Origin of the sequence: Sinorhizobium sp. 22678, from assembly GCF_052044265.1 — a bacterium.
In the GTDB taxonomy this organism is placed as follows: Bacteria; Pseudomonadota; Alphaproteobacteria; order Rhizobiales; family Rhizobiaceae; genus Sinorhizobium; species Sinorhizobium meliloti_A.
The window spans coordinates 43053-55224 of sequence record NZ_JBQEMS010000026.1; the positions used below are offsets into that span (position 1 = coordinate 43053).

Below are 12172 nucleotides of genomic sequence, written 5' to 3' on the forward strand. Positions count from 1 at the left end.
AGAATCATCTGCATGACCGCTGCGGTCGCAATTCTCATAAACCTCTTTTCTTCTCGAATATTCGCAGGCGAGATCACCCAAACGGACCGTCTTCGTCTGGAGCTCGAGACACTCGCCGACGGGCATCCCGGCCGCGTCGGCATTTGCGTGCAGGACCAGCCTAAGGCGCCTGTTTGTGTGAACGGCGCTCAACGCTTCTCTCTGCAGAGTGTCATGAAATTGGTCGTCGCTGCAGCCGTCATGCAGGCGGTCGACGAACAGCGTATCCGGTTGGACGACCAAATCACCATCAGGCGCGAAGACCTGAGCGTAAACATCCAGCCCATCGCCGATATCGTCGCCAGGCATGGCTCCTTTGAGACGAGTGTTCGGGATCTTGTGCGCCGGGCGGTGGTCGCGAGTGACAGTGCGGCTACGGACGTGTTGATCGCCCGCCTGGGTGGGACGAAGGCGATACAGGTTTTCCTCGAAAAGGCGGGACTGACGGGCGTCCGAATCGACCGAACCGAGCGCGAGCTTCAAACTGAGACCGATGGGCTCATGTGGCAGCCAGAGTTCGTCTTTCCGCAGAGGCTGGAGCAGGCGCGCAGGGAAGTCCCCGCGGCAGTCCGCCAAACCGCCTTCGAGGCCTACATGAAGGACCCGCGCGACACCGCGACGCCCCGCGGCATGGCTGCTTTCCTGTACAGCCTTGCGTCAGGCAGCCTTCTGACTGCGGGCTCGACGGAATTCCTTTTGACGGTCATGAGCCAAACGACCACCTTTCCCGATCGGCTGCGCGCGGGCATCCCTCCAGAATGGGGTATCGGGCACAAGACAGGCACGAGCCAGACCCGTGGGGGCATCAATGGTGCGACCAATGATGTCGGCATTCTGACGGCGCCAGACGGGAGGCGCATTGCCGTGGCTGCGTTCGTTGCAGAGTCTCGCGCCGGTCAGGCCGAACGTGCTGCCGTCATCGCGGCCGCGGCTCGAGCCATCACTGCAGCCTACGAATAGCAGTACGGGTACTCGCGAGCACGGGCATGACGCATTCCGCGTGCTGATCGGCGCAGATGAGGTCTTGTTTATGCTCCGTTAGATCCACTATCGCGCATCCTCAGGCCTCGACAATGGATGGCAGATCATGACGAACAGCGCGCAGATGCAGGAACGGCGATTGAAGGCACTCGAACTGACGAGGAATGGCGCGCCGAAGCTGCCGTCCAATCCTTTCTTCGGCGTCGGCCCGATCACTGACGCGACCACCGATGAGGTGGACAGCCGCTTGCGGCGGATCGCCTTCGACGCCTGGATCGAGAAGACCTATCGCAAGTTCGACGACAGCGGCAATGATATCGGCGGCTTTACCACGGCGGAAATCTCCCGCAGCATGCATCGCGGCTATCCGGCCGACAAGATTTTGACCGACATGATGCGGGCGATCCATCGCTATTTCGGTTTTCCGAAGGCGAACCGTATGGCAGTGGGTCTCGGCGGCGGCCACAGCGGTTTCACTGTCTGCGTCCAGCACCTGATGAACGCCAACGACGCCTCCCAACGCGTCTATGTCGATACGCCGCGGCCAGAGAGCGATCCTTCGAGAGCCGCGGGCTTCTTCCGCCAGTCCTGGGCGACCCAGCTCGTCGAAATGCAGCGATTCGCCGAGAAGGGCTGCGAGAGCCGAATTCATTTCGCAGCCTCCGAAGGCGTGATTCCGACGGCAGAAGAGCTCTCCGCCCTCGGCGTGTCGATCTTCGTCGGCGTCGGGCACGAGACGACCGGCGCCAATGCCTATACCAGCGGCGAGATCCGCGAACTGTTGAAGTGGATCGACGGTGATCCGGCCAACCGGCATGCGGTTTTCGATGCCACCTCGATGCTCGGCGCCATGCCGTGGGAGCCGGAACTGGTCAGCGCCGTGATGGCGAAGTGCTGCCTGTTCATGCCCTTCCAGAAGGCGATCGGCGGGGTCTCCGGTTATTTCGTCGCCTCCTTCACGCCGCATGCCCTGACGTTGATCGAGAAGAACCAGCAAGACCCTGCCTGGGCTATCCCGCGCCAGCTGAAGATCGCGCCGCCGGTCGACCCGAGGCAGCCATTTTCGGCCAAGCGCTCTGTCGACGCCGGCCCGTTCTACGATGCCGCCGAAGACCGCATGCTCGGCGGCGTCATAAATACCTACAGCGCGCTCGCGTTCGCCGAGACCACCTTCGGTCTCTTGCAGTCCGAGGCGCGCGTCGGCTCCGTGGTCGAGCTCAACCGGCGCTCCGCCGCCAATCGCAAGGTGATCGACGAGTGGGTGGAGACGCATCCGCTCCTGAAGCTGACCGTTGCCGATCCGGAGCGTCGCGGTGCGGCAGTGACGCTCCTGAAGGTGGTCGACGAAGACATCACAGATACAGACATCCACGCCCGCATCATTGCACGTTCGAAGCAGCTGCTCGGCTATGAGGGCATCACCCATCCGAATGGCGAGTACGAGCCCGGCCTCGACGCGGCCCGCTACGTCAATGCCTTCCCCGGCACACCCGGGGACTATCGCGCCTGGGTCGGCGGCATCCGCGAGCCAGACGACGTCGTCGCACTGCTGGAGAACCTGCAATACGCCTATCTGCGCGCCAAGATCGTCGTTCTCGAAGAGGAACTGGCGAAGAAGGGCGTCACGTTCGAAGCCCCTGCCAAAGCCGGCCAGGCCGTCCGCAAGGACGATCCCGACCGTGCCTACACCGTGCTGATCGCCGACCTGGTCGGACTGCGCTTCGGTGCCGATGGCCGGCCGGATCACGGCGAGGTGAAGGCCTATATCGAGGAAAAGGGCGGCGTGTTCCACCTGGGGCCGATCGGCGACCGGTCTGCCCTGGAGAAGGGCCGCATCCACTTCTTCTACCAGCCGGACCTGAGCACCGAGGCGGAAATTCTGCCGCAGACCGACAAGGGCCAGTACGACGCGCTGATTGCGGCGGCGACCTTCATTCCGAAAGCTTCCGTATTCCCGCTCGGCGGCGTGCGCATCGGCGCCGGCACCGGCAACATGGGCTCGGCCTCCTGGGGCGGTGGCAATGGCGAGGGGGGCCAGGCGCCGCTGATGAACACGCCGGGCATAAACAGCCGCGCGACCGCCCAGATGGCGATGAAGGCGATACTGAAGGTCGTTCCAGACCTGCCGGTCGACAGGCTGCACCGGATGGTCGCAGAGGGCGACTTCGATACCGGCCGTCAGCTCAAGGATTTCCCGACCGCCAAGCTCGAGGGCCGCAGGATCGCCATTCTCGGCTACGGCAATATCGGCCGTGAAGTCGCCAAGCTCGCCAAGGCCTTCGGTATGCATGTCGCGATCTACGCCCGCCACCACCACAAGCACTGGATCGAGACAGAGGGCTTCGAATATGCCGAAAGTGCCGTAGCCGCGGCAACCGGCGCCGACGTGCTCTCCGTCCATATCGGTCTCGGACGCCTGGATCCGGTGACCGGTCTCTATTCCAACGCCGGAACCGTCGATCAGAAGGTGCTCTGCGCGATGAAGGATGGCGCCGTGCTGGTCAACTACGACCGGGGCGAGGTGGTCGATACCGCCGCGCTTGACGAGGCGCTGTCGACAGGCAAGATCGCGCATGCGGCGATCGATGCCGACCTCTTCAAGGACGTCGCGACCGGCAAGCTCAGCGGGCCGATGCTTCCTTACCTGGCACTAGAGGAACGCCATAAGGGCCGGCTGGAACTCCTGCCTCACGCGGCAGCCGACACGGATCATCCTTCGCGCGTGACCGGCGCGAAACAGGCGGTAGACCAGATCTTCGATGTCATCCGCTTCAAGTCGGTCACCAATCTCAAGGGGGATCTGCCCGAGGGCTACGTATCGGCCGGCAGCCGCACGCCCGCCGGCATCGGCCGCGTAACGAAGCGGCTGGTCGCCGAGGTCGGTGGCAAGGCGGAACTCCTGGTGGAGCTGCGGCAGACGTCGGAAAGGGTTGCGGCAATCCTGGGCGCGCTCGCCGCCGTTGCCGACCGGGATCACCGCGGCCGGATCATCGATCGCTATACCGGCCTGCTCGTCGAAAGTGTCGATCGTCAGCGGGCGCTGCTCGACCGGCTCGGTCTCTACGGACCGGTGGAGGAGTAGACCGGTCGTCTTCCGGCCACGCCGTTCGCGCTTGACGCGCAGGGCGTGGCCGTAAAATCTGAATTCGATCAGTGCTTCAGGGCTCTTTTCTGATCGATTTTCTCGGTCAGGAAGATGGCGAACGCCGTAGCGGGCAGCGCAAGCCCGATCATGGAGGCGAGCCACCACCCGCCAGAGGCAAATGCCCAGGCGCCCAGGGCAGAGCCGATGGCGCCGCCCGTGAAGAATATGGCCATGAACAGGCCGTTGAGCCGGCTGCGCAACTCCGCGCCGAGTTCGTAGATCGAGCGCTGCCCGGTCACCAAGGTCATGGTCACGCCGAAGTCGAGCAGGATCGCCGCCAGCGTCAGAAGCGTGAGCGCGGTAGTGGACCCTTCGGTAGCGACCTGCGTCATCAGGAAAGCGGCTCCTACACCGACAAGGCCGAATGCCGTCGCCGGCCGGATCAAGCCCTTATCCGCGAGGCGCCCGGCGATGGGGGAAGCAATTGCGCCCGCGACACCGGCCAGGGCAAAAAGCGCAATGCCGTTATGACCAAGCCCGCAGCGCGGGCCGGCAAGATAGAGCGGCGTGACGGTCCAGAAGAGGCTGAACGCAGCGAACTGACAGGCCTGATAGGCGGCGCGGCGCTGCAGGACCGGCTGCGTCGCGAGGAGCTTGCCCATCGACTTGATGAGCTGGCCGTAAGTCATCCGGGCCGCCGGTCGGCGGGTCGGCAGTTGCACCCACAGCAGGCTGCCCAGCCCGACCATGACGACGGCCGAAACATAGAAGACGGCATGCCAGGAGCTGAGGCCGGCGATCAGCCCGGAAATCGGCCGCGCCATCATGATCCCGACCATCAGCCCGCTCATGACATTGCCGACGACGCGGCCCCGAGCCGCATCCGGAGCAAGGTTGGCAGCGAAGGGCACGATCATCTGGACTGCGACGGAGCCTAGACCGATGGCAAGCGAAGCTGTGAGGAAAGGCCCGGGTGTGGTCGAGAGACCGGCCGCGATCAGGGCAAGAGTGACCAGTCCGATCATCGTCACGATCAGCCGACGATTTTCCAGGAGATCGCCCAGCGGCACGAGCAGCAGCAATCCGATGCCATAGCCGATCTGGGTCAGGGTAACGATCAGGCCGGTTGCCTCTGCCGGCAGGCCGATGTCGAGTGCGATCGGGCCGGCGAGTGGCTGGGTATAGTAAAGGTTGGCGGCAATCAGGCCGCAGGCGGCGGCCATGAGAAATGTCATGCCGGCAGAAAGCCCGGCCGGATGCTGCGTCTGGGCGATGGATACGGGAGCTGTCATTGAAGAGTTCCTTGGGAGGCAGGAGGCGGACGGTTCAATCAGTCGAGAATGCGCAGGACGGCTTCGGCGGAAGCGAGCATCTGGTTTTCCAGCTCTCCGGTTTTGCCGGCGATGCGGACGCCCTGAAGATAGGAAAACAGCGCAAGCGCGGTCCCCGCAGGATCGACGTTCTGGCGGATTGAACCGTCTTGGTGGCCTTCGTGGATGAAACCTTCGAGCCGGGAGACGAGATGGCGATTGTGTCCGGCCACCTTTTCGGCGATCTCGGCGTCCGACAGAACCAGTTCCACGGCAGCGCCAATGGCCAGGCATCCACGCCTGCCGGTTTCGCCGCAGGCGGAGATGGCATAGAAACCGACGACGCGGGCGATCTTTTCGCGACCGGTGGAGGCTGAGGACAGCGCCTCATCCAGAAGATCGGCCCGGATTTGCTTATAGCGGTCGTAGGCGGCGACGAAGACGTCACGCTTGTCACGAAACGCCTTGTATATGCTGCCGGCGGTCAGTCCCATTTCCGCCTTGAGCTCGGCGATCGAGGTCCCGTGATAGCCCTTCTCGGAAAATATGCGGATCGCCGCATCCAGAGCCTGGTGCATGTCGAATTCGCGTGGCCGCCCGGCGGGGCGAGGAGAGATGCTTTCGAAACTCATCTGATCGACCTATTAGGAAACGTTCATTTCCTAATAGGTCGCGGAATCGACTTGGTCAAGCGCCTCCTTGAGTTCTCATGACGAGCAGTTGCAGTGCAGGGTGCAACTTTTAGAAACATCGCCGATCTCTTCGACGTCCTGCCGGAATCGAGCAAACCGCAAAAGCATTCGGCCACCAGTGGTCTGCCGATCCGGTCGAGTTCGGTGTTTGCATGCCATTGATTTCCGAGGCTCTAGCCGTTGCACAGCCTACGGCCAGTCGGCACCTATATTTCTCAAACAAGCAGACTTCATCACTGTGCGGGAGCACCTGAAATGGTCGTATTGCAAACGGGATGAGGCTGCGATCAGGGTTCCTTTCACGATCCTCGGCTGGATGCCAGTGTTCGCGATCGAACTCGGACTTTGGCCTGGAATTGCCTACTACATGCATCGGATCGCGGCGCGCCCCTCGGTGGTTGCGGCGCGGACACGTGAGGCCGAATTCCCGCCGGTCGAGTGAGCGCGAACGCGCATAGCTTGAGGCCCGGGTTCCGGCGGCGGAGCCCTTATGGCCGAATTCCCTCGATCTCCCGCCGTTGCTCAGCGTGTTTCGCCGGGTTCTGCTCTTTTAGCTTTTGCAAGTTCAGCAGCTTCCAGCGTACAGCCGGAAGATCTGCTGCTTGGGGCAGGCCGATAGCCTCGAAGTCCGGTTCACCGTTATGCAGAGACAGCAGAAAGCGCATAGCCTTCTCGTCAAGCCGGGCGCGGATGTCAGTCATCAACCTGGCTCGCGCCGCTTTCAGGTCATCCAAGCTGACGGTCTCGATAGTCATGCCCTCAAATTCCTTGACGAAGGTGTCGTCGAGCTCCGCAAGAGATGGTCTCACCAGCTCGTGCGGCGGGCGCCCCGAGCTCGCGACATAGATCAGGAAGGTGCGGAATAGCGGGTCGGTCAGCCCCTCGTTTTCATAGAGCAGCTTCACGTCGAACAGATCGCGCGGATGCTGCCGGTCGACCGCCGCATGAAGCTTTCCGCCGAATAGGTCTTCGAACGCAACGACCTGCATCTCGGCAAAGCCGAATGCATCTTCCACAGATGGGCTCACGCGGCGCAGTTCCGGCGCATGGACGGTTCCCCGCGCGACGGGCGATGTCTCGATCTTGATCTCCGCGCCGCCTTGTCTGACGAGGACGCGGGTGTCGTTGTTGCCGCCGCCGGCAATTCTCTGGACGGCGACGCCGCGGAGATTATGCTGCAGATCCTCGCGGATGCGTTCGAGCGCCGCGTCGATGCCCTTCAACGTCGTCAAACGATCCTCGATCGGCAGATAGGTCAGGTCGATGTCGACCGAGAGCCGCGGCATATCGCGGTAGAAGAGGTTGATCGCCGTACCACCCTTCAACGCGAAGGCGTCGTGTCGCGCGATGAAGGGAAGGGTCCGCACCAGGAGATCGACCTGGCGCATGTATTGCTCACGTGCCATGCGGGGTCTCCTGCGGCATGAGATCGGTCGGAATTGTGATGCGGTAGAGGGGGTGCAGCCGACCGCCTTGCGTTAGCGCCCGGTCGCCCTTGCCGAGATCGACCGCCGACATGTCGATGTGCCGGCGCCAGGCATGATTGTGCTTATCGGCATAGACGAAGAAAAGGCGCTTGGTTTTGACGCTCCGGCATTGCGCGAGCAGCATCGTCAGCAACCTCGGACGCAGATTGGCGAGGCTCTCGAATGACATGTCGATTATATGGAAGCTCTCGCCCTTCGGGAGTTCATCCAGCATCTCGAGGATTGCGCGTTCGGGGGACGACATCGGCATCGGCCAGCGCCATGGGCTTTGCGCCAGCTCCGGATCGTCTTCATTCGACAGGCTGAAGTCGGAATTTTCCACTCCTATCGCGCTGTCGCCAAACAGGGCGTTGCGTCTGACCGAGATGCGAGCGTCGGTGCGCAGTTTCGTCAGCCATGCCGGGATGTCGGCGCCATAGAGGTAGAGGGGGAATTCGTGGCCGGGGGAAATGTAGTGGGTGTGGCCCCGCAGGGAGAGAGCGCTTGCCCCGCCGACATGAAATCTATGCTGCATGAGCCAGATGGCCGAGAGCAGGGGTATTTTCCAACCGGTGGCGGCTTCTGGGTTGGCGTCTGACGAGAATGGACGCCGGTACACGCCCGTCATGACGGGCTCGAGCCATCCCTGTTTGATGTATCCGGAAACGGATTGCCGCGAGATGGCATGACGGGTCATCCACCCTGTATCCACCAGGAAACCGGGAGGCACGTCTTGGAGAAGCCGCTTTAGCTTTGGTTCGGGTCGTCCACGCATATTTGACATTTTGGCATAAAGTTAAAGTCAGCGCCAGTGGAACTTTATTACATGACATAACTGTCAATTCTTGATTGACGCCTAATAACGAATTCAAAGTTGGGCATCCACGTTCGGCCGGGCGCCCCTTATCGAAGTTGGCGCGGCTTCTGAAGGTGAGTACGAAGAGCTGTATCACATCACCTTTTTTAATATGGCGTAGAAGAGCTTACGATGTCGAAATGACAAGCAGCAGGACATTCGTGGATGGAACCCTTATTGCTCCCGAATTCGGGGTCCGAATTTGGCCTTCAAGTGCCGCAAGCTTTAGATGACTTTGAAATCATTGAAATTCTGGCTCAGATGGAGGCAATCAATTCCCCGACCTTGGGTCTCGCCGACCTGGCAAGCTCCGTGGGCCTAAGCCCGTTCCAGCTCAATCGCCGGCTAAAACGTGCACTCGGGGATACGCTGGGAAATTATCAGCGCCGTCTACGTCTGAACCTAGCGGCCGCGCTTCTTACCCGTAGCGACCAGAACATTCTCGATATCGCTCTCCAAACGGGATACGGAAGCCAGGCGGCCTTCAACCACGCTTTTGTCCGGCAGTTTGGAGTGCCGCCTCGTAAGGCAAGGTTGCTCGCCGCAACGAGAGCCCCTCAACCTAGTCTCCGCCATCGCGCTTTTGCGGAGGCTACCAAGCCGCATCGGCACCGAGACCTTCCTGTTCTCGCCATGCGGTTTCAAGGGGGGTATGCCCATGTCCCGGCTTACTGGCGAACCTTCGCGACAACCTTGCAGCGCGCCGGTGTGGACCTGTTTGGCCGCCAATGGCCAGCGTATTCTCGCCGTCGAACTCAACGCGCCAGCCAAAGGCAAATTCAGCGGCATACTGGTTCTGCCCTTCGGGCTGGCACTCGCGAAAGGCGCCAGCCTCCAGGTCGATGACAAGGCCACCGGTCAGTCCTCGCGGCGCCGTGAAGAGCATTGACGCCCAACCTCCATTGCAACAGAGCGATGAAAACGAGAGGCATTGGCGCGGGTCGTCGGGCGCGACTGCAATCTCGATCTCATCATCGACGACATCCGCGAGGAATTGCGCGGTCGCCCGTATAAGCTGGTCAAGGTCGCCGGCGGCTGGCAGCATCGCACGCGAAAGTCGTTTGGTGACGCGATCTGGGTCGCGACGAGGCTCGGCGATAACCTCCGGCCGCTGTCGCTGAGCGAGAGCCTGGTGCTGACGTGTATCGCGTACGACAGCGATGGCCGCCGCGTGATGCTGGAAATCGCCCCTGCCGGGCGAGAGATGCTGTGCAAGGTCACGCCCGATAGCGCCAAGATCTTTGCCGATCTGGAGGCCAATTTCGGCAAGGAACGTTTTGAACAGCTGGTGGACCTGCTGGAAACCTTCTCCACGCCGAAGGCCTGACGCCAGGGCGTCAGGCAGCCGGATTCAAATACCGCGCAGGATGAAATCGGCATTTCTTTCGCCGATCATGATGGTGGGGGCGTTGGTATTACCGCTGGTCAGTGACGGCATGACCGAGGCATCCGCGATCCGCAGCCGCTTCAGCCCAATCGGAACCTGAACGCTGAACCGAAAAGTGACGCTTCCGTAGCCAGTCCACCCTCGTCTTCGTCCATTGGCACAAGGCCGACGATGGGCAAAACGGCATCGTAGAAGCGCTTCGAGCGCCCGACATCATTCGGCCCTACCGAGACATGGTGGATCACAACTACTACCTCCGCTCGAGCTTTGTCCCCCTAACAGCCGCTTCTGGTCATTGTTCCCTCAAAGCCGACTGTCGTTTGTGGCCAGAATGGACCGAAGCGAATCCGGAACCGCTGAGCCGGCAGCAACCGGTATCGCTTCCACGCCATCCGGGTTACGATGCGTAGCTGAGAACGGGCGTCTCGTCGGACCACCTGCGTCAGGAGGGCAGTGTGAAATCGCCAACGGTGAGAGTTATGGCCGCGGCCGAGGAAGATCTGGCGATCGAAACGGTCGTGCTGGCGTTTGCAGCGGATCCCATGGCGCGATGGACCTGGCCGCATGCACACCAGTACCTTGCGGCCATGCCACGAATGATCCGGGCGTTCGGGAGCAGCGCATTCGCTAACGGAACCGCCTTTTGCACCGACGGCCACGCCGGGGCGGCGCTGTGGCTATCGCCCGGGGTGCATTCCGACGAGGAGGGGCTTGGTGCGGTGCTCGAGAGCACGGTTGCCCGCTCTCTTGCCCCCGAAACCACGGCCATATTCGAACAGATGGCCACGTACCACCCGACCGAACCCCATTGGTACCTGCCCCTGATCGGCGTCGACCCGGCGCATCAAGGCGAAGGTCACGGCGACGCCTTGATGGCGTACGCACTCGCACGGTGCGATCGCGATCACGCGCCAGCCTATTTGGAATCCTCAAACCCGCGCAACATTCCGTTCTATCGACGCTACGGCTTCGAACCGCTCGGCGCGATCCAGGCCGGTTCGTCGCCGACGCTCGTCCCGATGCTGCGGCCGCCGCGTTGAGCTTCAATCGGTCGGAGAGTCGCCCGTCCCTTGCCAGAAGTGCCGTTTCCGGTGGTCTGCGGCACGATCCGCGACGACTTCGAAGCCACTGCTGCTTCGGCAAGGCGCGTCTTTCCTGCCTGCGCCGCTATCTTCCCTACTACCAGGGCGTAGGGCGGGCGCCGGCTGACCATTTTGATGAACCGCACTAAGATGGTGGGGTGTATTCTCCCGACGCGCGATAATGTCGTCGGGAGCTTTGCGACTACTTCTCGCCCGACGCTGCGGCCTTCTCGATAAGGTGGGAGACAGCTTCCGGATGGGAAACCATGAGGACGTGCGAAGCGCCCTTGACGACCACGGTCTCTTTGGACTTTGCGCGCTCAGCCATCCAAGACATCGCGGCAGGCGGAATGTTCTTGTCAGCGTCGCCATAAACAAACCAGGACGGGATTTTCTTCCAGGCAGGCGCGCCAGCCGGCTCCTTCAACGCGGCTTCGGCGACAGGGCGTTGTCCCGCTGCCATGAGCCTGGCTTCAACGAGCGGAACGTCTGCGGCGAACTGATCGGGAAACTTGTTCTGGTCGATGTACAGATCATGACCTCCATTCGGCAGGGTGACCGGCGGGGCGAGGGTAGGGCCCAGGGTACTGCCGGGGAACTTTCCGGTGAGATCGATGGCGGTTTCTCCCGCTTCCGGCGCAAACGCCGCGACGAAGACCAGAGCCTTGACGTTCTCATGACCGTTCGCGGCGCTGGAGATGACGCTGCCGCCGTAGGAATGGCCGACAAGAATAATCGGCCCCTTGATCCCGGAGAGAATGGCTGAAACATAATCAGCATCGCCCTTGACGCTTCTGAGCGGATTGGCGGCCCCTACGACAGGATAGCCGTCTTTTTCCAGCTCCCGCACGACACCGTTCCAGCTGTTCGATTCTGCGAACGCACCATGGACGAGTACGACAGTAGGCTTCTGACCGGCAAAAGCCGGCCCAGCAAGGGCCAGAGCACTCGCTGCCAGTGCCGCGAGGATATGCGTGTAGCGGGACATGTGATCGATCTCCTTTCGCTTGAAGTGACCCGCGAATACGAGCTTTCGGGTGTATCCGCGTTATGTTCGAAACGCGCGGCGGTGTAACGAAGTTTGTCGCGAGAACGCAGCCGTACATCTGCTTACAAATTTTCATAACGAGGGCGTCGCCGCAGGAGGGGCGCGGACGCTCGCAACTCGATCCCCGCGGCGATGCCGGAGCCGGCGAGAAGCGCGGGGATGAGCCATAGCATACGCTATGGGCATCATCGCTGAAGGGCAGGACGAAGCCCGCAAAGCGAACGTG

Annotated in this window: 9 protein-coding genes and 3 pseudogenes; 6 read left to right on the forward strand and 6 right to left on the reverse strand. The window is 61.9% G+C overall.

The features are described from left to right. Positions 1 to 12 precede the first annotated feature (12 nt). Positions 13 to 999 carry a class A beta-lactamase gene (bla, locus tag ACTJKL_RS27085; protein WP_440854294.1) on the forward strand — a complete coding sequence of 329 codons (987 nt, stop codon included), beginning with the start codon at positions 13 to 15 and terminating at the stop codon, positions 997 to 999. Between the two features lie 127 nt (positions 1000 to 1126). Beyond that, complete coding sequence (locus ACTJKL_RS27090) at positions 1127 to 4102, forward strand: NAD(P)-dependent oxidoreductase (RefSeq protein WP_440854267.1); 2976 nt, start codon at positions 1127 to 1129, stop codon at positions 4100 to 4102. A gap of 68 nt (positions 4103 to 4170) precedes the next feature. Here the strand turns inward: ACTJKL_RS27090 and ACTJKL_RS27095 are convergent, their stop codons facing one another. From ACTJKL_RS27095 to ACTJKL_RS27110, 4 genes are all read right to left on the reverse strand, one after another. Further along, a complete protein-coding gene (locus ACTJKL_RS27095) occupies positions 4171 to 5397 on the reverse strand; it encodes an MFS transporter (protein ID WP_440854268.1) in 1227 nt (408 codons plus the stop codon). Between the two features lie 38 nt (positions 5398 to 5435). After that, positions 5436 to 6047 carry a TetR/AcrR family transcriptional regulator gene (locus ACTJKL_RS27100; protein ID WP_440854269.1) on the reverse strand — a complete coding sequence of 204 codons (612 nt, stop codon included), beginning with the start codon at positions 6045 to 6047 and terminating at the stop codon, positions 5436 to 5438. A gap of 548 nt (positions 6048 to 6595) precedes the next feature. Then, positions 6596 to 7513 (reverse strand): nucleotidyl transferase AbiEii/AbiGii toxin family protein, encoded by a 918-nt coding sequence (locus ACTJKL_RS27105; protein ID WP_440854270.1) that lies wholly within the window; start codon positions 7511 to 7513, stop codon positions 6596 to 6598. Next, positions 7503 to 8357 (reverse strand): type IV toxin-antitoxin system AbiEi family antitoxin domain-containing protein, encoded by an 855-nt coding sequence (locus ACTJKL_RS27110; protein WP_440854271.1) that lies wholly within the window; start codon positions 8355 to 8357, stop codon positions 7503 to 7505. Before ACTJKL_RS27110 ends, ACTJKL_RS27105 begins: the two co-directional genes overlap by 11 nt. A gap of 333 nt (positions 8358 to 8690) precedes the next feature. Here ACTJKL_RS27110 and ACTJKL_RS27115 point away from each other — a divergent pair. From ACTJKL_RS27115 to ACTJKL_RS27125, 3 genes and pseudogenes are all read left to right on the forward strand, one after another. Beyond that, positions 8691 to 8951 (forward strand): annotated as a pseudogene (locus tag ACTJKL_RS27115) (helix-turn-helix transcriptional regulator); the annotation flags it as partial. Between the two features lie 196 nt (positions 8952 to 9147). Further along, positions 9148 to 9318 (forward strand): invasion associated locus B family protein, encoded by a 171-nt coding sequence (locus ACTJKL_RS27120; protein ID WP_440854297.1) that lies wholly within the window; start codon positions 9148 to 9150, stop codon positions 9316 to 9318. Between the two features lie 33 nt (positions 9319 to 9351). Beyond that, positions 9352 to 9582 (forward strand): annotated as a pseudogene (locus ACTJKL_RS27125) (SMC-Scp complex subunit ScpB); the annotation flags it as partial. Between the two features lie 198 nt (positions 9583 to 9780). On the opposite strand, the pseudogene ACTJKL_RS27130 reads toward ACTJKL_RS27125, so the two are convergent. Continuing rightward, positions 9781 to 9903: pseudogene (locus ACTJKL_RS27130) on the reverse strand (GMC oxidoreductase); the annotation flags it as partial. Positions 9904 to 10271: 368 nt separating this feature from the next. On the opposite strand from ACTJKL_RS27130, the gene ACTJKL_RS27135 reads away from it, so the two are divergent. Beyond that, positions 10272 to 10856, forward strand: a complete 585-nt coding sequence (locus ACTJKL_RS27135; RefSeq protein ID WP_440854272.1) for a GNAT family N-acetyltransferase — start codon at positions 10272 to 10274, stop codon at positions 10854 to 10856. Positions 10857 to 11100: 244 nt separating this feature from the next. Here ACTJKL_RS27135 and ACTJKL_RS27140 read toward each other — a convergent pair whose 3' ends face one another. Continuing rightward, entirely contained in the window at positions 11101 to 11886 is a 786-nt protein-coding gene (locus tag ACTJKL_RS27140; RefSeq protein ID WP_440854273.1) for an alpha/beta fold hydrolase, read from the reverse strand. Positions 11887 to 12172 lie beyond the last annotated feature (286 nt).

What these genes read in the sequence shown, in the direction of transcription:
- ACTJKL_RS27140 (WP_440854273.1), bottom strand. Translation starts at nt 11,886, where the DNA reads ATGTCCCGCTACACGCATATCCTCGCGGCACTGGCAGCGAGTGCTCTG.
- ACTJKL_RS27095 (WP_440854268.1), bottom strand. Translation starts at nt 5,397, where the DNA reads ATGACAGCTCCCGTATCCATCGCCCAGACGCAGCATCCGGCCGGGCTT.
- ACTJKL_RS27090 (WP_440854267.1), top strand. Translation starts at nt 1,127, where the DNA reads ATGACGAACAGCGCGCAGATGCAGGAACGGCGATTGAAGGCACTCGAA.
- ACTJKL_RS27100 (WP_440854269.1), bottom strand. Translation starts at nt 6,047, where the DNA reads ATGAGTTTCGAAAGCATCTCTCCTCGCCCCGCCGGGCGGCCACGCGAA.
- ACTJKL_RS27105 (WP_440854270.1), bottom strand. Translation starts at nt 7,513, where the DNA reads ATGGCACGTGAGCAATACATGCGCCAGGTCGATCTCCTGGTGCGGACC.
- bla (WP_440854294.1), top strand. Translation starts at nt 13, where the DNA reads ATGACCGCTGCGGTCGCAATTCTCATAAACCTCTTTTCTTCTCGAATA.
- ACTJKL_RS27110 (WP_440854271.1), bottom strand. Translation starts at nt 8,357, where the DNA reads ATGTCAAATATGCGTGGACGACCCGAACCAAAGCTAAAGCGGCTTCTC.